This window comes from Litoreibacter sp. JB4-2, assembly GCF_055693445.1.
In genome coordinates, this window is sequence record NZ_CM146334.1 from 1,675,801 (window position 1) to 1,695,703 (window position 19,903).

Below are 19,903 nucleotides of genomic sequence, written 5' to 3' on the forward strand. Positions count from 1 at the left end.
GCGCTGTGCGCTCAAGTTCAAATCAAGAGCTCGGCAGTTCTTCGATATCGGCAAGATCCTCGTGGTGCCGGTCGATCTCAGGCACATCAAGCGTTGACCATGTCTCATCGCGTGGCGGCTTTGGCGGCGGCGTGCAGGTGCCTTTATGGATATGCACCTTGGCGATGAAATTGGCCGAAATCGGCGCCGTGACGAAGAGAAACCCCATGATCAGAAGCTCATGATAGCTTTCCTGACCAATCACAAAAGAATGGAAGATGGAGGCCAAAAGCATCGCGCCCACGCCAATCGTACCCACTTTGGTGGGGGCGTGCAGCCGGGTCATACCATCATTCAGTTTTAACAAGCCAATCGCCGCCACCAGCGAAAACGCAGCGCCGATCAGCAGAGAAATGGCAACCAGGGCCGGTCCAATCGTTTCGATCATTCGATGATGTCCCCCCGCAATACAAAACGCGCGTAGGCGACGGTCGACACGAAGCCCAACATGGCAATGATCAGCGACACCTCAAAGTAAATCTGGATGCCCTGCGCGATGCCCAACAGCACGATCAGCCCGATGGCGTTCACCACCATGGTATCCAGCGCCAAGATGCGGTCGCCCGTGTCGGGGCCAATCACAAGCCGGATCATCGCCATGATCTGCGACAAGGCCACCACGACAAAGGTAATGATCAGCGCCCAATCCATGAAGCTTTCAACAGAGCTCATTCAAAAATCTCCTTCAAGCGGGCCTCGTAGCGGGTCTTGATCTCGTCTCGCACGGCGTCGGGGTCGTCAGCGTCCAACGCGTGGACAAGCAGGCTGTGTCCCTCGCTGGACAAATCCGCCGAAACCGTACCCGGCGTCAGCGTGATGGTCCCCGCAAGGATCGTGATCGCCTCGGGCTGACGCAGCTCTAACGGGATGACCACCCAAGCCGGTTTCAACTTGCTGTTGGGCTTTGTCAGCACGATCCACGCGACCTGCACGTTGGCGACGATAATGTCCCACAACACGATCATGGCGTAGACCATGAACTTGCCCAACTTCAGGCCATGCGGGCGGTCGGGCCACCAGATTGACGTGATTAGGGGGAAGATAATTCCCAAAATGATGCCGAAAACCACCATGCCCGATGACACACTGTTTTGCAGCAGCACCCAAACCACCGCCAGCAAAATGGTCAAAAACGGGTGCGGCAGGAGCCAGCGGATCGCTTTGGTCAGCATATCAGTGGTCCTCCTTCTCGCTGGGTTTGCTCAGCTTGCCGGGTGTATCGAGCACGGTTGAAATATAAGGCTCCGGCGCGAATAGCTGCTTAGATGTGGCGGTCATGTAATCATGCGCGTAGCCCGCAAAAATCGTATGTGCCGCGAGCAAACTGATCAAGCCGCCCACAGCCACGTAGGACAGCGCGGCGGGGCGCGGGGCTGTCGTCTCGCCCTCGGCCAACTCCGGTGGAGTGACGCTTTTCGCCTTCCAATAGAGCACCGCACCGGCGCGGGCGAAGCCTACGACCGAAACAAGGCTCGACAGCAAGATCACTGCCCAGGTCCAAGCCATTCCCGGCGTCTCAAAAGCCGCGCTTAGCACCATCAGCTTGCCCAGAAACCCAGACAGCGGCGGCAGGCCCGCCATGGCAATAGCGGCGGTAAAAAACAGCGCCGATGTCAGTGCTGCGCCCGGAATGGTCGGCTCTGCCGTCAGTTTCAGATGCGCCCGTCCGGCCCGGGTCAAATCCGCGATCAAAAACAGCGCAGCCCCCGCGAAGGTAGAATGGACAATGTAGTAAAGCGCCGCCGAGATGGAGACTTCCGTGAACAGCGAAATCGCGATCATCACCATGCCCATCGACCCGATGACCGAGAAGGCCACCAGACGGTCCAGCGTCTTGGCGCCGAGCACGCCGATCATTCCCAAGGCCAGCGATATCAGCGCCGCCGGTAGCAGCCATTGGCCATGCAAGCCTGCCGTGACCTCCAGCTCAGGTGAGAAGATCATCGTGTAAACCCGGATGATCGCGTAGGCGCCCACCTTGGTCATGATCGCAAACAGCGCGGCCACCGGCGCAGGCGCCTCAGCGTAGCTTGAGGGCAGCCAGAAATGCAGCGGCACGACGGCGGCCTTGATCGCAAAGACCAGGAGCAGAAGCGTCGCCGCCAGACGAATACCCACGGTTTCGCTAGGCTCGATCAACGTAACGCGTTGCGCCAGATCAGCCATGTTCAGCGTGCCAGTTTCGGCATAGATCGCCCCCAGCGCGAACAAAAATAGGGTCGAACCCAGCAGGTTGAACAGCACATATTGCACCCCTGCCCTCAGCCGCGCGTTTCCACCCGCGTGGATCATCAGCCCATAGGACGCAATGAGCAGCACTTCGAAGAAAACGAACAAGTTGAACAAATCGCCCGTCAGGAAAGCGCCCATGATGCCCATCAGCTGGAACTGGTAGAGCGCATGGAAATGCCGCCCGCGATTGTCCCAGCCAGACCCTATCGCATAGAGCAGCACAAACAGCGCAAGGACCGCAGTAAGTAGCACCATCAGCGTCGACAACCGATCCGCGACCAGCACAATGCCAAAGGGCGCGGCCCAATCGCCAAGCTGATACAGCGTGACCGTCCCGTCAGAGGCCTGCCAGGCAAGACCCGCTGCAATCGCGATCAGCGCAACAACGCCCGCGACTGAGAAGACGCGCTGAATGCCGATGTGGTAGCGCGCGGCCAATACGATGAAGGGCGCCAGCATCGCAGGCAAGATAACGGGGGCAATGATCCAATGGGTCATGTCGCGTCCTCCGCCTGCGTATCATCCGCTGGCTGGTCATCCACGTGATCGTCATCCGATCCCAGATAGGCCCCCAGCGAAATCATCACGATGACGGCGGTCATCCCGAAGGAAATCACGATAGCGGTCAACACCAAGGCTTGCGGCAGCGGGTCGGCGTAGACCTCCACGCCTTTACGCAAGATCGGCGGCGCGCCGACGCTGAGCCTTCCAGATGCGAACAGAAACACGTTCACCGCGTAGGTCAGCAGCGAAATCCCCATGATCACCGGGAAGGTTCGCAGGCGCATCACCAAATACAGGCCCGCTGCGGTCAGAATGCCAATGGCGGAGGCAACAAGAAGTTCCATCTACGCGCCCTCCGGTCTTGTACGGCCCGCTTTGGGCGGGGATGGTGGCGGGTCGTCGCGCGATGGGTCGATATCCATCGGGTAGTCGCTTTGCTCTACGCCTGGGCGATACGCCAGGCGCGAGAAGCTTTCCAGCGACAGCATCACCGCGCCGACAACCGCGAGGAACACGCCCAGATCAAACAGCGCGGCTGTGGCCAGCTCGAACTCGTTGAAGGGCGGGATGCGCACATATGTGAAGTCCGAGGTCAGGAACGGCTTGGCGACGAACCAAGACCCGATGCCCGTTAGCCCCGCAATCAACACACCCGCCCCGATCACGCCATGATAAGGGTAGCGCAGCCGCGATGTCGTCCAGTTGAACCCGCTGGCCATGTATTGCATCACCACCGCGATAGAGACGACCAGCCCTGCGATGAACCCACCACCCGGCTCGTTATGGCCACGCAGGAAGATGTAGAACCCAACCATCAGCACCAAGGGCATCATCACCCGCGTCAGCACAACCATCATGGTCGGGTGCATGTCGCCGGCGCGCGCCTGATCGGGCAGACGGTTCAAAAGCTTGGCACGGACCGAACTGTCGAGCAGCGTTTCGGTCAGCGCGTAGATCAGCAGGGCCGCAATGCCCAGCACGATGATCTCGCCAAAAGTATCAAAACCCCGGAAATCAACCAGGATCACGTTGACCACATTTGTGCCGCCGCCGCCTTTGTAGGAATTGGCAAGGTGGAATTCGGAAATTGGCGTTGTCACCGCATCGCGCAGCAAGAAATGATAGGCCATTGCCGTCGCCGCCAGACCGCCCGCAACGGCCACGATGCTGTCACGGGTGCGGCGCAGAACGGTGCTTTCAATTGGTGTTTTGTTGGGCAGGAAGTTCAGCGCCAAAAGCAGCAGAATGATCGTCACCACCTCAACAGTGATTTGTGTCATCGCCAAGTCCGGCGCGCTCAGGAATACGAAGCCAACCGAGACCATCAGCCCGACAATGCCGATCAAAACCAGCGCGAGCAGGCGGTTGCGATGCAAAAATACCAGCGCGGCCGTTGCCGCGACCAACATCAGCCAGCCTGCGAAGATGACAGGTTGAATCGGCTGCATCTCACGCGTCGGCGCGCCGACACTGCCTGTGATCCAGGCGTAGTAGCCCGCTCCGATCACACCGACGGCAAAAATCGCACCGTAGCGGGTGAAGGACCCGTTGTGCAGGCCAAGGGTCAGTGCGCGCGCCGCGGCAGCAATCGCTTCGACCAGGCCTTCAAAGATTACCTTCGCCTCTGGGCGCGGCGCCGCGTCCCACATCCGCAAGAGCGGCTTGAATGCAAACATCAATGCCAGGCCGCCCAGCACCGCGATGATCGACATGTACAGCGCAGGTACCAGCCCGTGCCAGATTTTGATGTAGGTCTTTGGCATCTCCGCCGCCGTCCCGATCACTGCTTCGGTCACGCGGAACACAATCGATTGCGCTAGAAACGGTGCGCAGCCGATCAAGACCACCAAAACGACCAACAGGGCGGGTGGCAGCCACATACCCGCAGGCGGATCATGCGGATGGGCCGGGTAGTCATCACGCACCGGGCCAAGGAACGTGTGTCCGATCAGGCGGAAGCAGTAGGCCGCCGAAAACAGCGAGCCGACCGTCGCCATCACCGGCACCAGCCAAGGCGTGCTGAACAGAACTGTATGCGTTGCCTCCTCAAGCATCATTTCCTTCGACAGGAAGCCGTTCAGGAAAGGTATCCCTGCCATCGACAATGACGCGATGGTGGCAATGACAAAGGTAATCGGCATCAGCTTGCGCAAACCGCCCAATTGGCGAATGTCGCGCGTCTTTGCCTCGTGATCGACAATGCCCGCAGACATGAAAAGCGCCGCCTTGAACGTCGCATGGTTGAGGATGTGGAACATTGCGGCAAGCGCGCCAAAAGCGGTGCCTGTGCCCAGCAGCATCGTAATCAGGCCCAGATGACTGACGGTGGAGAACGCCAAAAGCGCCTTCAAATCATGCTTGAAGAGCGCGATCACCGCGCCCAGCACCATGGTGATCAGGCCGGCTGTTGTGACGATCACGAACCATTCCGGCGTACCGGACAAAACCGGCCACATCCGCGCCATCAGGAAAATCCCGGCCTTCACCATCGTGGCGGAGTGCAGATAAGCCGAAACCGGCGTCGGCGCAGCCATAGCGTGTGGCAGCCAGAAATGGAACGGGAATTGCGCCGATTTGGTGAAGCAGCCCAAAAGGATCAGTATCAATGCAGGCAGGTATAGCGGGTCGGCCTGGATCAAGTCGCGGTTTTGCAAGATCACGCTCAGGTCGTAGCTGCCCGCGATCTGGCCCAGAATGAGCATGCCGCCGATCATGGCCAGCCCGCCCATGCCCGTGACAGTCAGAGCCATGCGCGCGCCTTGGCGGCCTTCGGGCAGGTGCTTCCAATAGCCGATCAACAGGAAAGAACTCAGCGATGTCAGCTCCCAGAAGACCAGCAAAAGCAGGATGTTGTCGCTCAGAACGATCCCGACCATCGCGCCTTGGAACAGCAACAGATAGGTAAAGAACTCACCCATATTGTCGTCGCGCGACAGGTAGGCGCGGCCATAGGCAATGATCAACAGCCCGATGCCCAAGATCAGAAACGCAAAGAAGAACCCTAGTCCGTCCAGCATCAGCGTGAAATTTAAGCCCAGCGCCGGAATCCAGTCAGCCCGCGCTGTGACGACCTCCCCCGCCCAGACGGCAGGCAGGTTGGTCAAAAGCCCAATGAAGGCCGCCAATGTCACAGTAAAGGTCACGCCGGCACATGCCTGCCGCCCCGCCTGATTCATCAGACCGGGAAGCAGCGCACCCAAAAAGGGCAAGGCAACGAGAAGGAAGAGGGACACGCGAACTCCTAATCAATGGGCCATAGGTTTGAACGGTTGTCCCCCAAAATGAGAGCGCCCTCAAGCGAAACCGGACTTAAGCCTGCCGAAAGTAACGACGAAATCAACCAAAGCCAGTCAGGTGCGGCAGTTTGTCATTGAAAAGCAGGTGAACCCAAAATGGAGCTATTAAGAAGTGCCCATTTCGCAAATAATACATATTGTATTCAATTTGAATGTCTCTAGGGTGAGCCAAGAATGGGAGACCTACCATGGCCGACAGCCCAAAAAACCGCAAAGCGCGGCTCTACGAGCAGCTAAAACGGGATATCCTATGCCTCGATCTGCCACCCGGGCATGATTTGGACGAGACGGCACTGTCGGAAAAATTCGGTTTGTCACGCACACCCTTACGGGAGGTGCTTTTGCAGCTGGTGGGCGAAGGCTATGCCGAACAACACCCGAACCGGGGCTGCCGCGTTTCGGAAATGTCGCACACGTCCTTGCGCAACTTCTTCCTGGCAGCGCCCATGGTTTATGGCGCGGTGTTGCAGCTGGCCGCACAAAATGCGCAGCCTTTGCAAATCGCGCGCTTGAAAGAGGCGCAACAGCGCTTCCGCGCCGCGCTGAAATCCGGCTCTGCCGCCGCGCGGAGCCTCGCCAATAATGAATTTCATATGATCACCGGCGAGATGGCGGACAACGCCTACCTACAGCCCAGTTTCCAGCGCTTGCTGATTGATCATGCACGCATCGGCGTCACCTTCTACCGCCCGCAAACCCCTGAAATGACTGAAAACCTGTCGAAAGCCAGCGAACAGCATGACGCTATCATCGCCAGCATTGAAGCACATGACGCCAGTGCCGCGGCCCAGCTGTCGACGGATCACTGGAACTTGTCGCGGGGCCAGATCGAATTGTTTGTGATGCCCGCGGGCCTTGACGGCGGCCTTGAATTGCCACGCGTGACAGAAGGATAGAAGATGGAGCCGCGCTACCGCCTTGAGGGCATTTATACGCCAATTGTTACGCCTTTATTGGCGGATGGCAGCTTTGATCTTGATGGTTTGGCCGACGTGATCGAGCATCTGGTAGCCGCGGGCGTGCACGGCGTCATTTCCGGCGGCTCTACTGGCGAAAACTACACCCAAACGGTGGGCGAGCGTGTGGAGTTGGCCAAATTCACACATGCCCGCCTGCATGGTCGTCTGCCATTGGTCGTGGGCACCGGCACGATGCGCACCGAAGATTCCATCGCCTTGGCAACCGCCGCCCGCGATCTGAAGGCCGATGCGATCCTGCTGGGCACGCCGCCCTATGCAGTCCCGACGGAGCGGGAAAATGCGCTGAACGCCCTGGCCATCGACCGCGCGGCCGACCTGCCCGTGATCCTTTACAACTATCCCGGTCGGATGGGCGTCGAGATGGGTGAAGAATTCCTCGACCGAGTTGGCCGGTCACGCAATTTCATTGGCATCAAGGAAAGTTCGGGCGACATAAACCGCGTGCATCTTCTGGCGCGCGATTACCCGCATATTCAGATGTCATGTGGCATGGACGACCAAGCGCTCGAATTCTTCGCCTGGGGCGCACGCAGCTGGATTTGTGCAGGCTCCAATTTCCTGCCCGAAGAACATGTGCTGCTTTATGAGACCTGCGTTTTGCAGGGCGATTTCACCAAAGGCCGCCGGATCATGTCGGCGATGATGCCGCTGATGCGGGTTTTGGAACAGGGTGGAAAATTCATTCAATGCGTCAAGCACGGGACCGAATTTGTGGGTCTGCGCACAGGCGGCGTCAAGCCACCGCTAAAGGGCCTCAACAAAGATGAAAAACGCGAGCTGGAACAGGTGATCCGCGTGTTGAAAACCACGATTGCAGCGATCAAGGCGGGGAATTGAGAGATGACTGACCTTCTGACCAAAGATGAGTATGAGGCCATCGCGAGCGCTCTGATCTTGCCCGAAAGCGCTTATATAGATGGCGGCTACCGGCAGGCTATTTCAAGCAAAACCTTCGAAACTGTGAACCCGGCAACGGGCGCGAAACTGGGCGATATCGCGGCCTGCAGTGCCGATGATGTGGACTTTGCCGTCGCCAAGGCCCTCGACGCGTTTGAAGACGGGCGCTGGTCAAAACTGCATCCCTCCGCGCGCAAGGATGCGTTGATCCGGTTGTGCAAATTGATGACCCGCAACGCCCGCGACTTGGCGGTGATGGAAAGCCTCGACAGCGGCAAAACCATTTATGACTGCGAGACCGTAGACCTTCCCGAAAGTATCCATTGCATCAAATGGCATGCCGAGCTGATCGACAAAATCTACGACCAAGTCTCCCCTGCGTCCGACGATCACATCGCCATGGTCGTACGCGAACCGGTGGGCGTCGTGGGGTTGGTTTTGCCGTGGAATTTCCCCTTGCTGATGCTGGCCTGGAAGATCGGACCCGCCTTAGCGGCGGGCTGTTCGGTGGTGGTGAAACCGGCGGAAGAAACATCGCTGACCGCGTTGCGCTTGGCCGAACTGGCAACAGAAGCGGGCATTCCAGCTGGCGTTTTGAACGTTGTAACCGGCTCAGGCCCGGACGTCGGCGCACCCCTTGGCCAACACCGGGATGTGGATATGGTGTCCTTCACCGGCTCCACCGAGACAGGGCGCCACTTTCTGCGCTATTCGGCCGACAGCAACCTTAAAGAGGTCGTTTTGGAGATGGGCGGCAAGAACCCTTGCATCGTGATGGAGGACGCCGAAAACCTGGACGTCGTTGCAGCCCATGTGGTCAATGGCGCGTTCTGGAACATGGGCGAAAACTGCTCAGCGGCTTCGCGCCTGATCGTTCACAAGGACGTCAAAGACGCGCTGCTCGAACGGGTCGCGGCCCATACGCGCGAATGGGGAATGGGCGACCCGCTTGACCCCTCCGTGCGTGTCGGCGCACTGGTCAGCGCGGCGCATTTCAACAAAGTCAGTGGCTATTTGAAACAGGCCAAATCGGTCCTGTCGGGCGGCAACGCAAAGGGCGGCTTTGTGGAACCAACTGTCGTGGAGGTCAAACAAGATGACCCCCTCGCCCGAGAAGAGATATTCGGCCCCATTCTGTCTGTCATCACTGTGTCGAGCTTTGATGAGGCAATTTCCGTGGCAAATGACACCGATTACGGCCTCGCGGCGTCGCTGTTCACGGCCAACACAAAGCGCGCCATTCGCGGCGCGCGGGCGATCCGGGCGGGCACCGTCACTGTCAACAGCTTCGGCGAGGGTGACATCGCCACGCCGTTCGGCGGCTACAAGCAATCGGGCTTTGGCGGGCGGGATAATTCGGTGCACGCGCATGACCAATACACCCAGTTGAAAACGATCTGGATCGACCTCAGCGACGACGCGAGTGACGGCGTGGGATGAGGCTGACGGCAAAGCGCCTCCCAGTCCAGCCCGGCCCTGCCGCTTGGAACGCTTTGCTGCCGTCGCGCGCGCCGGGCGCAGCACTTGATACAGTCATCAAGGTCGATGTGGCCATCATCGGCGCAGGGTTTGCCGGGCTATCCGCCGCAAGGCGCTTGGGTCAAAATGATGGCAACTTGAAAGTCGCAATTCTGGAGGCGGGCATTCTCGCCGAGGGGCCCGCTGGCCGCAATTCCGGCTTCATGATCGACCTACCGCATGACTTGGCCTCCGACAGCTACTTTCATGACGACACCGATGAGACGCAGTTGAACCGCACCGCGCTTCAATTCGCACGCGATGCGGCGCAGGACTGCGACATGCCACGCACCGTGTTCGACCCGTGCGGCAAGATCAACGCCGCGGCCTCGGACAAGGGCGACAAGCTGAACCGCGACTACGCCAAGCACTTGGCGGCACGCAATGAAAGCCATCGGTTGATGGATGCGGGCGAGATGGAAGCCTTGACCGGCACGTCTTTCTACAGCTCCGGCCTCTACACGCCCGGCACCGTCATCATCCAACCCGCCGCCTATATCCGGGCCTTGGCGGACGCCTTGCCAGACACGGTCACGCTCTATGAGCATAGCCCGGTGACGATGCTGGAACGCAACGGCGCATGGCGGCTTAAAACACCAAAGGGCAGTGTTCACGCAGCCAAAGTGATCCTCGCCAATAATGGCCATGCGGAAAGTTTCGGGCTGTTCGAACGCCATCTCATGCATGTCTTCACCTATGCCTCAATGACCGATCCGCTACCCAAAGGCGCGCTCGGCGGCGCGGCCACTTGGGGTGTCACACCGGCGGACCCAATGGGCACCACGGTGCGTCGGGTCAATGGCCAAGGCGGTGACAGGATCGTCATCCGATCCCGGTTTACCTTCAACCCGTCGATGGAGGCGTCCGACAGATCCGTTGCCAAGGCAGGCCGCTTGCATGACCGCAAGTTTGCCGACCGTTTTCCGATGCTGAAGGGCACAAAGATGGCCTACCGCTGGGCCGGGCATCTTTGCCTCAGCCGCAACAACGTCGCGGTGCATGGTGAGGTTGAACCGGGGCTGTTTGCGGCGGTCTGCCAGAACGGGCTGGGGACAGTCAAAGGCACGCTCGCCGGTATTTCAGCAGCCGATCTTGTCACGGGGCGCGAAACCGACCTGAGCCGCGCTTTGACCAGCGCCCCTGCCCCGCAAAAACTGCCGCCAGAGCCAATAGCCTCGCTCGGGGCAAATGCTGTTTTGAAATGGAAAGAATTTCGCGCGGGGCGTGAATGATGGGAGACGAGACATGAGCGTTGATGCTGTAGGAACCACCCGTCGCGGACGCGGCGCGCGCAAGGCCGCACGTCAACTGCGCGATGTCACCATGCTGCCCGCCTTGAAACGCGGCATCCCATTGACGGAGCCGATGTCGCCGGACCGCATCGCGCAAATCGACGACGCGTCCATGTCCATTCTGGAGGAGGTCGGCGTCGTCTTCCGCGACGACATCGCGCTTGAGGACTGGCGCCACGCGGGCGCCGATGTACGTGGTGAACGGGTGCATCTCGACCGAGGCCTTGTGCGGGAACTGATCTCATCAATCCCGTCATCGTTCACCTATCACGCGCGCAACCCGGCCAATAACCTGCCTTTTGGCAATGACCATTCCATTTTCGTGCCAATGACCGGCGCGCCCTACCTGCGTGATCTGGACGATGTCCGGCGCAACCCGACGCTGGATGATCTGGCGAATTTCCACAAGCTCAGCCATATGCTGCCAGCGATCCATTCCTCCGCGCATCACATCGTGGAACCCTACGACCACCCGATCAGCCAGCGGCATTTGCGGATCACCTATTCGTCCATGAAATACTCCGACAAGACGTTCATGGGCATGACCACCAGCCCGAAAAACGCAGAAGACGTGATGGAAATGTGCGTCATCCTGTTCGGACGTGAGTTCATGATGTCTCACCCGGTTGTGACGGGCAATTGCAACGGAAACTCCCCACTGGTGTGGGACGAAACCATGCTGGGCGCTATGCGCGCGTTTTGCCGCTACAACCAACCGGTTCTATGCTCGCCATTCGTGCTGGGCGGGGCAAACACACCCGCCAGCGTGGCGCCCACCGTAGCGCAATTGAACGCGGAGGCATTGTCGGCGCTCGCCTATACGCAAGTGGTCAAGAAGGGCTGCCCGGCGATTTACGGGCACTACCTTTCTACCGTTTCGATGAAATCGGGCGCGCCGATGGCCGGCACGCCGGAGATCAGCCTGATGAACATGATGATTGGGCAGATGGCGCGCCACTATGACGTGCCTTGGCGCACCTCCAACACGCTGGGCGGCGCGAAAACCTTTGATGCGCAAGCGGGCTATGAAAGCGCCTCAACAATGATGGCTGCGCTCGTGTCTGGGGCCAATTACCTTTGGCATTCGGCTGGGTGGAACGAGGCGGGCATGCATTGCTCCATGGCTAAATTCGTTGTGGATGCGGAACAATGCGCCATGGGCTATCGAATGGCCCAAGGCATCAATTGGGACGATTTTGGCGAGGCGATGCAGGCCGTGCGCGATGTGGGGCCCGGCGGGCATTATCTAGGCCACCCGCATACGCTGGAGAATTTTCAGAGCGCGTTCTTCATGCCGGAGCTGTTCAACAACGACTCGATTGAACAATGGCAGGCGGACGGCGCGGTTGAGATCAATGAACGCGCGCTCGCCTACACAAGAACGCTGCTTGGCGAGTATCAGGAACCCAAGCTCGACGCGAGCGTGGATGAGCAGCTGCGCGACTACATCACCCGGCGTGAACGCGAAATCCCCGCAGCCGATGCGCTCAATCAGGACAAGTAGAGAGCAAAGCGGCGCCGGAGCGAGATGATGGGTAGGACGGACATATTGCAGACCTTGCGATTCGCAGGCGCACCGGCCTTCGAAAGCCGGGCGACGTGCGCGCAGTTATGCCCAGTTTTTGGTATGGCTGCGAAGTAAGCTCTTCATATGAATGAGTTTTTGTAAACCGACTAGCCGCCTATTTTTTAATCACTCGATGAACAAAATGCGGCGCTCAAAGGTGAGAAATCCCTGTATTGACTTCCGAAACCGGTTTCGGCAGGGTCATTACGAAACCGGTTTCGGAAATTTGTCCGAGCGGCTTTCGATCTGGGAGGATCTCAATTTTGGCAAAGGGAACGGTCAGCCTGAAGGCGATCGCCGCGCATCTGGGGCTTACGGTGGGCACCGTGAGCCGGGCGATGAACGGCTACCCGGATATTGCAAAATCAACCCGGGACCGCGTCATGACGGCGGCCCAAGAACTCGGCTACCGCCCCAACAATGCAGCGAAGCGCCTGTCGACCGGCGTGACCGAGGTGGCGGCCTATGTGATGCCGGAACAAACCTCATCCTTGTCTGAACCTTTCATCGCTGAGCTGCTCAAAGGCCTCGGTGAAACCCTGCGCAAACGCGGCTGGGATCTGATGGTGACGCATACGACATCCGCCCAAGATGAGCTGGAACAGATCGACCGCCTTTGGAACACCGGCGCGGTTGGCGCCATCGTCATTTCGCGCCCACTGAAAAAAGACCCGCGCATCCCGCTGATGCAACAACTCGGTTGCCCTTTCGTGGTGCACGGGCGCAGCGCGGCGGATGCGCCCTTCGCGTGGTATGATGTCGACGGCAATGATGCGTTTATGGCCTCCGTCAACCATCTGGTCGGGCTGGGCCATCGGCGCATCGCCTTCGTGGGCTCGCCATTGCAATATGAATTCGCGCAGAGCCGTCTCGACGGATATCTGCAAGGTCTCAAGCTGAACGGGCTCGACCATGACCCCAGCCTCATTCAGATCACCGACATTTCCGACGCGGGCGGCGAACGCGCGACACGTCAATTGCTTGACCTGCCGACACCGCCCACAGCGATTTTGGCGATCACTGACACAGTTGCCTTGGGCGTGCTTGCAGCGATCCGAAATGCGGGGCTGGTGCCCGGCATCGACGTTTCAGTGATTGGCTATGACGGGCTGCAATTCGGGGTGCACACCAACCCGCCACTCACCAGCATGGAACAACCTCGCGCCCATGCCGGACGCCGCATCGCTGAGATGTTGTTCCGGCTGCATGACGGCGCCAACCCCGGCGAAGTGCAGGAACTGCAACGCGCCCATCTTGTGTCGCGCGCCACGGACGGCGCGCCCAAAGTTTCCACACCATCCAAAAAGACCATTGTAAGGGAGAAAGACAATGAAACTGATTAAAACCATGTCGACGGGGCTATTGCTCTCGACTGCGTTGGTGGCGGCGGCTCATGCCGACAACATCCGCTTCTGGACCATGGAAATCCAGCCAGAGCGCATGGCCGTCCAAGAAGAAATGGCCAAAGCTTTTGAAGCAGAAACAGGTCACACCGTAGAAATCATCCCGGTGGAAGAAAGCGACATCAAAACGCGCGCAACCGCAGCCTTTGCAGCGGGCGACCTGCCGGATGTTTTGAACCACACCGTGCAGCACCTGCTGCCATATGCTGAAGCGGGTATCCTCGATACAGCGGCGGCCACCGAAGTTGTTGAAAACCTTGGCGTTGATACCTTCGCCAGCGGCCCTGTGCGCATGGCCATGGCAGACGGCGAAATCGTGTCCGTGCCATCCGATGGTTGGACTCAGTTGGTCGTCTACCGCAAGGACCTGTTTGAGGCGAACGGCCTTGAAGCACCAACCTCCTTCGCCAACATCTCGGCTGCGATTGATAAACTGCACAACCCGTCCGAGCAGTATGGTTTCGTTGCAGCGACAAAGATCGACGAAGGCTACATGATGCAGTTGATCGAGCATCTGTCGCTCGCAACAGGCTACTCGCCCATCAACGATGACGGCACGGTCAATGAGGACACGACCCAGCTGGTCGAGCTGCTCAACATGTACAAGAAGTTGGTCGAAGCCTCGCCTGCCGGTGATCTGTACTGGTCGCAGTCTCGCGAGCTGTATCTTGATGGCAAAGCCGCGATGATCATCTGGTCGCCATCCATTCTGGACGAGCTGGGCGGTCTGCGTGACAGCGCGCCGGTCACCATCAATGATGATCCAACGTCCAAAGAGCTGGCAGCCAACACTGGCTTTGCAACCGTCATCTCAGGCCCCGGCAATCCCGATGGCGCGGCCTATGCCGACGTGCGCTACCTTGGCATCACCAATGACGCCAACACCGAAGTGGCCCAGCAATTCGTCGAGTTCGTTGTCTCACAAGGCTACGGCCAGTGGCTGAGCCAAGCACCTGAAGGCAAGTTCCCGGTCCGCAAAGGCCCAGAAGCAGGCTCGACCGAGTATGAAAACGTTTGGGCCGGCCTCGACGTGGGCGTCGACCGCAAAGCGCCTTTGGCCGACATCTACCCGCAGCAAGTCATCGACGATATCGTCGCAGGCCTGTCGGTGGGTGATCGGTGGGGTGTGTCCTCCGGTCAGCTGGCAACAGCGTCGAAACTGGTAAACTCCCAGATCATGAGCCGCGTCATCCGCGAGATGACCGATGGCGATCTGAGCGTTGAAGACGCGGCAGCCAAAATCGTGGCTGAGCACAAAGCCGCGCTCTAAGCGACAAAAGCGGCGCGCGCCCCAATTGCGGGGCGCGCGTCCCACTTAGCCAACAGGTCCGATATGTCGAAACCTACGCCCCCAAAGGCTTGGGCCCGCTCGCAAAACGCGAGATGCGCTTCGCCTACGCATTGCTGCTGCCGACTTTTCTTGTCGTGTTGTCGGTTGTGCTGTTCCCGTTGCTGGCCAATTTCTGGATCAGCTTCAAACCGATCCAACTGGGCGACCTGCGCGCGCCGTCGGTTCTGGTCAATGAACGGCTGATGGACAAGTTGGAGGCCGTGGGCGCTGAGGGCGACATCCGCTACCGGGTGCGCAACTCCTCAAAGAAAAGCGACATCGCCGATATCGTGATGACCGACACATTGCCCGAAAGTTTGACGGTGATCAGCGTGGACGAACGCTGCACGCTGGCAGGCCGCGACCTGACCTGTAATTTGGGCGATTACGAAGGTGGCAAACGCGAGGACCTGATTGTGCGGGTCGCAGCGACGCAAGCCTTTGTTGACGCACCAGACAATATCAAAGACACCAAACCTGTTTTCGATGCCAGCCCGGAAAACGCGCTGCTATCGGGCGATTTCACCTTCGACAATTTCAACAAGCTATTCCAATCCTCCGACTTCTGGCCCGTGCTTTGGGCGTCTCTCTACTACACCATCTTCGGCACCGTGGGGGCGCTGGTGATGGGGCTTTTTGCAGCGCAATTGCTGAACCTGTCTTTCCGCGGGCGATCTGTTTTGCGGGGTCTCTTTCTGTCACCTTATGTGGCGCCCGTCATCGCTGTGGCCTTCGCATGGGTCTTGCTGCTTGACGCAGGCCCCGGCGGCACTCTGAACGCGCTGTTGCAGCAGCTTGGCGTGATTGACGCCCCAATCAACTTCCTTGGCACCCGGGCTGTGACACTTGATTTCGGGCTGTTCAGCTTTGATTTCCCCGTAGCGCTGACGGTTGTGATCCTGTTTGAGGTCTGGCGCTATTTCCCGCTGGCTTTCCTGTTCATCCTGGCGCGCATGCAATCCATGTCGACAGACATCTATGAGGCAGCCGAGATCGACGGCGCCACCCCCATTCAACAATTTTGGTACATCTCGCTGCCGCAGCTGATGGGTATCCTCGCGGTGCTGTTCCTGCTGCGCTTCATCTGGACGTTCAACAAGTTCGACGACATTTTCCTTCTGACCGGCGGCGCGGCTGGTACGCGGACGCTAACAGTGAACGTCTATGAGCAGGCCTTCGCGGTCTCCAACCTTGGGGCCGGTGCAGCCGTCGCCGTGGTGGTCTTCGTCGTGCTTTTGTTCTTCGCCCTGATCTTCTTCAAACTTTCGCCGGAGGATGACGCATGAGCCGCATCGGGAACATCTTCATTCTGCTGCTTTTATGCGGCGCATTCTGGGGCGCGATCTATTCGGTCCTGTTCACCTTGCTGGCGCTGCTGGTCTCGGGCCTTGAGTTCCAGCCGCAGGTCATCGCTGCCACGATTTCTGGCATCGCCGCTGCTGGGGCGCTGACAATCCACCCGGCGCAAGCACGCGGGCGCAACGCCAAACTGGTTGCGGCGGCGGTGTTTGTTGTGGGGCTTGTCGTCTTGTCCGGGTTCAAGCCGCTGGGTCTGGGGCTTGCCAGCTACGCTTTCGGCCAGATCGTCTTCATCGCGATCATGACCTATTTCCTGATCACCACGTTGGACATGATCGGCATGGGTTTCGGCCCCGGCAAGGAAAAGCGCTACAATGTCGAGGTGGTGATCCTGCGCTTCCTGAAAAGCTTCGGGCTGGTGTTTTTCACCATCGCTGTCGCCCTGCCCTTCTTTGTCATGGTTATGATGAGCCTGAAGAACCAGCAGTTCCTGTTGGCCAACCCGCTAGACTTCTCGCTTGATCTGAGCGTCGGGGCTGCGGCGATTTTCCGGTCCTATATTGAGCTCTTCACCCAGTACAATTTTGGCACCTTCCTACTGAATTCCACAATGATTTCCATCGCGACAGTCGTGTTGACGCTGGTCTTCGCAGTGCCCGGCGCCTATGCGGTCGCGCGGCTGAAATTCCCGGGACAAGACTTCCTGAGCCGCTCAATCCTGCTCATCTATATGGTGCCGATGATCGTTCTGGTGATCCCGCTTTATGCTGTGTTTTCGCAGATGGGCATCCGCAACACGCTTTGGGGGCTGTTATTCGTCTATCCGGCAACCACCATCCCCGTGGCGCTTTACATGCTGCAAGGCTATTTCCGCGGCATCCCAGCAGAGCTGGAAGAAGCGGGCCTGATGGACGGGCTTGGACGCATGCAGGTTATTTTGAAAATCACCATGCCGCTGGCCCTGCCCGCGCTCGCCTCGGTGTCGCTTTATATCTTCATGATTGCGTGGAACGAGTTCCTTTTCGCCTTCATGTTTCTGGACAGTGTGAACCTGTTCACCTTGTCGCGCGGCATTGCGGAGCTGAACACATCGGAAGTACCGCGCCAGCATTTGATGGCAGGCGCCGTGATCGCGACAGTCCCGGTTTTGGTGTTGTTCCTGTGGTTTGAACGGTTCTTGGTGGCCGGGCTGACCGCTGGCTCTGTGAAAGGATAAGCGCATGTCTTTAAACGAACAGGCCATGGAAATCCTGACCGGCAATGACCGGGGCGGTTACACGATCCCGACAAAGGGACTTTACCCGTATCAGTGGAACTGGGATTCTGCATTCATCGCGCTTGGCATCGCCAGCTATGACCGCGACCGCGCTTGGTCCGAAATCCTGACGCTTGTTGACGGGCAATGGCCCGATGGCATGATCCCCTCGATCATCTTTCGCAGCGATGACCCGGATTATTTCCCCGGCCCCGCGCGGTGGGGGGAAACGCCTGGGCCCATGCCCTCGACCGGGGTGTCACAGCCACCGGTATTGGCCACGATTGTTCGGCAACTAAACGCGGGCGGCGCGCCCGATGAGCTTGCCCGCATCCGGCAGGTGTTTGCACCGATGCTGAAATGGCATCGCTGGTTTCATGAGAACCGCAGCTTCGAAGGCGTCGTTGCGACCACGCACCCCTGGGAGACCGGGCGCGACAATTGCCCGGAATGGAATATCGGTCTGGACCGGATGGATGTTGCACCGGATTTGGCGCCGTACACCCGGATGGACAACAAACATGTCGACCCGCGTTTCCGCCCCAGCCAAGAGCAATATGACAAATACCTCACCATCGTGCAGCGTGGCGCAGAAATGGGATGGGATCAGCACCGCCTGACCCGGGAAGGGCCCTTTCTGATGGCCGATCCAAACATTCATTTCGTGCTGCTGCGCGCCGACAAAGACCTGCGCGCATTGGCTGAAATGATCGGGCATGACACCGCAGAGATTGACGGCTGGATTGCCGCTGGCGAGGCCGCGTCAGACTATATGTGGAATGACACCTTGGGAGCGTTCACCGCCCGTGACATGCGCAGCGGCACGTTCTCTGACGGGGTGTCGAACGCCAGCCCCTTATGTTTTTACGCCGACACCGGTACTGCGGAACAGCGCGGGCGCATCATGGAGAACATGACCCGGATCGCGGGCAAAGTGTCCTACATGATGCCGAGTTGGGACCCCGATGCCGATGCTTTTGAGCCGCAGCGCTACTGGTGCGGGCCGGTCTGGCCGCAGATGAATTACATGGTGGCCGAGGGGCTGACGCAGGCCGGCGAGCTGGAAATGGCTGGACGGGTGCGTGACGACCTCAGCCGTTTGATCCAGAAGTCCGGCTTCTGGGAGTGTTTCAACCCGCTGACCGGCGAAGGGTGTGTGGGCAATAATTTTTCATGGACCGCGGCGATTTGGCTGAGCTGGCATATGCCACAGCCCCTGCGCGGCGCGGCTTAAGGAGACGAGACAATGGGATCAATTCAGCTTCAGGCGGTTGAGAAATGGTTCGGCGAGGTGCAGGTCATCAAGGGCATTGACCTTGAGATCCATGATGGTGAGCTGATCATTTTCGTGGGGCCATCGGGTTGCGGAAAATCCACTTTGTTGCGGATGATTGCCGGGCTCGAAGAAACCAGCCGTGGCAAGATTTTTCTCGATGGCAATGACGTCACCGACAAGGTGCCTTCAGAACGCGAGCTGTCGATGGTGTTCCAAAGCTACGCGCTTTACCCGCATCTATCGGTCGAAGAGAATGTGGGTTTCGCGCTTAAAACCGCTGGCCGCCCAAAGGCCGAGATCAATGAGAAAGTCTCGGCGGCGGCGGATGTTTTGAAGCTGGCGGACTACATGGACCGGCGCCCGAAAGACCTGTCGGGCGGGCAGCGGCAGCGGGTCGCCATTGGACGCGCCATTGTGCGCGAGCCGAAGGGTTTCTTGTTTGACGAGCCTCTGTCAAATCTGGATGCCGCCCTGCGCGTCGAGATGCGGTTCGAGATCGCGCGCCTGCACAAGACGCTGGAAAGCACGATGATCTACGTGACGCATGATCAGGTGGAAGCGATGACGCTGGCCGACCGAATTGTGGTCCTGAAAGACGGGATGATCATGCAGGTGGGCACCCCACGTGAACTGTATGAGCACCCCGACAATCTGTTTGTGGCGCAGTTTATCGGTAGCCCAAAAATGAACGTGATTGCCCGTGCCGATCAGGACTGGGACGGCCCCGCCGAAGCACAACATTTGGGCATCCGGCCTGAACACATCACGCTGGGCGCCCCGTCTGACAGCGACCGACTGAAAGGTGTCATCGAGATCGCCGAATATCTGGGTGCGGACTACTTTTACTATGTCGATTGCGGGCCTGCGGGCCGGATCACCGTGCGCGCCTCAGGCGCGTCGGACTGGAAAGAGGGTGACGCCGTCGGGCTTGGCTTTGAAGACGCACACCGGCATTTCTTCGATCTGTCCGGCATCAGCCTTTAAGGACCAAAACGCCTTAAAAACGGGGCTTTCG

At 59.0% G+C, this 19,903-nt stretch carries 17 protein-coding genes; 11 read left to right on the plus strand and 6 right to left on the minus strand.

Annotation, left to right across the window (positions count from 1 at the left end):
* Positions 1-22: 22 nt before the first annotated feature.
* From mnhG to ACZ1G7_RS08415, 6 genes are read right to left on the minus strand one after another with little or no spacing between them, the layout of a single operon-like run.
* Entirely contained in the window at positions 23-427 is a 405-nt protein-coding gene (gene mnhG / locus ACZ1G7_RS08390; RefSeq protein WP_472663364.1) for a monovalent cation/H(+) antiporter subunit G, read from the minus strand.
* Positions 424-711: a K+/H+ antiporter subunit F gene (locus ACZ1G7_RS08395; RefSeq protein WP_472663365.1), complete on the minus strand. Its 288-nt coding sequence runs from the start codon at positions 709-711 to the stop codon at positions 424-426. The genes mnhG and ACZ1G7_RS08395 overlap by 4 nt, the downstream gene beginning before the upstream one ends.
* Positions 708-1,211, minus strand: a complete 504-nt coding sequence (locus ACZ1G7_RS08400; protein ID WP_472663366.1) for a Na+/H+ antiporter subunit E — start codon at positions 1,209-1,211, stop codon at positions 708-710. Before ACZ1G7_RS08400 ends, ACZ1G7_RS08395 begins: the two co-directional genes overlap by 4 nt.
* Before the next feature lies 1 nt (position 1,212).
* Positions 1,213-2,769 (minus strand): monovalent cation/H+ antiporter subunit D, encoded by a 1,557-nt coding sequence (locus tag ACZ1G7_RS08405; protein ID WP_472663367.1) that lies wholly within the window; start codon positions 2,767-2,769, stop codon positions 1,213-1,215.
* On the minus strand, positions 2,766-3,119 hold the full coding sequence (locus ACZ1G7_RS08410; RefSeq protein WP_472663368.1) for a Na+/H+ antiporter subunit C: 354 nt from the start codon (positions 3,117-3,119) through the stop codon (positions 2,766-2,768). The genes ACZ1G7_RS08405 and ACZ1G7_RS08410 overlap by 4 nt, the downstream gene beginning before the upstream one ends.
* Positions 3,120-6,008 carry a monovalent cation/H+ antiporter subunit A gene (locus ACZ1G7_RS08415; protein WP_472663369.1) on the minus strand — a complete coding sequence of 963 codons (2,889 nt, stop codon included), beginning with the start codon at positions 6,006-6,008 and terminating at the stop codon, positions 3,120-3,122. It abuts the gene before it with no gap.
* A gap of 251 nt (positions 6,009-6,259) precedes the next feature.
* On the opposite strand from ACZ1G7_RS08415, the gene ACZ1G7_RS08420 reads away from it, so the two are divergent.
* The 11 genes from ACZ1G7_RS08420 to ACZ1G7_RS08470 all read left to right on the plus strand — a co-directional run bounded on the left by ACZ1G7_RS08420 (position 6,260) and on the right by ACZ1G7_RS08470 (position 19,872).
* On the plus strand, positions 6,260-6,967 hold the full coding sequence (locus ACZ1G7_RS08420; RefSeq protein ID WP_472663370.1) for a GntR family transcriptional regulator: 708 nt from the start codon (positions 6,260-6,262) through the stop codon (positions 6,965-6,967).
* Positions 6,968-6,970: 3 nt separating this feature from the next.
* Positions 6,971-7,888, plus strand: coding sequence for a dihydrodipicolinate synthase family protein (locus ACZ1G7_RS08425; protein WP_472663371.1), 918 nt, complete (start codon positions 6,971-6,973; stop codon positions 7,886-7,888).
* Between the two features lie 3 nt (positions 7,889-7,891).
* The gene (locus ACZ1G7_RS08430) at positions 7,892-9,388 is read left to right on the plus strand and encodes an aldehyde dehydrogenase (protein ID WP_472663372.1); all 1,497 of its coding nucleotides are present in this window, start codon (positions 7,892-7,894) and stop codon (positions 9,386-9,388) included.
* Entirely contained in the window at positions 9,385-10,698 is a 1,314-nt protein-coding gene (locus tag ACZ1G7_RS08435; protein WP_472663373.1) for an NAD(P)/FAD-dependent oxidoreductase, read from the plus strand. Before ACZ1G7_RS08430 ends, ACZ1G7_RS08435 begins: the two co-directional genes overlap by 4 nt.
* 13 nt (positions 10,699-10,711) lie before the next feature.
* A complete protein-coding gene (locus tag ACZ1G7_RS08440; protein ID WP_472663374.1) occupies positions 10,712-12,262 on the plus strand; it encodes a trimethylamine methyltransferase family protein in 1,551 nt (516 codons plus the stop codon).
* Between the two features lie 326 nt (positions 12,263-12,588).
* Complete coding sequence (locus ACZ1G7_RS08445; protein ID WP_472663375.1) at positions 12,589-13,668, plus strand: substrate-binding domain-containing protein; 1,080 nt, start codon at positions 12,589-12,591, stop codon at positions 13,666-13,668.
* Complete coding sequence (locus ACZ1G7_RS08450) at positions 13,655-14,998, plus strand: ABC transporter substrate-binding protein (RefSeq protein WP_472663376.1); 1,344 nt, start codon at positions 13,655-13,657, stop codon at positions 14,996-14,998. Before ACZ1G7_RS08445 ends, ACZ1G7_RS08450 begins: the two co-directional genes overlap by 14 nt.
* Before the next feature lie 113 nt (positions 14,999-15,111).
* Complete coding sequence (locus ACZ1G7_RS08455) at positions 15,112-16,344, plus strand: carbohydrate ABC transporter permease (protein ID WP_472663377.1); 1,233 nt, start codon at positions 15,112-15,114, stop codon at positions 16,342-16,344.
* Positions 16,341-17,573 carry a carbohydrate ABC transporter permease gene (locus ACZ1G7_RS08460; RefSeq protein ID WP_472663378.1) on the plus strand — a complete coding sequence of 411 codons (1,233 nt, stop codon included), beginning with the start codon at positions 16,341-16,343 and terminating at the stop codon, positions 17,571-17,573. The genes ACZ1G7_RS08455 and ACZ1G7_RS08460 overlap by 4 nt, the downstream gene beginning before the upstream one ends.
* Positions 17,574-17,577: 4 nt before the next feature.
* Positions 17,578-18,846, plus strand: a complete 1,269-nt coding sequence (locus tag ACZ1G7_RS08465) for an MGH1-like glycoside hydrolase domain-containing protein (protein ID WP_472663379.1) — start codon at positions 17,578-17,580, stop codon at positions 18,844-18,846.
* Between the two features lie 12 nt (positions 18,847-18,858).
* A complete protein-coding gene (locus tag ACZ1G7_RS08470) occupies positions 18,859-19,872 on the plus strand; it encodes an ABC transporter ATP-binding protein (protein ID WP_472663380.1) in 1,014 nt (337 codons plus the stop codon).
* Positions 19,873-19,903 lie beyond the last annotated feature (31 nt).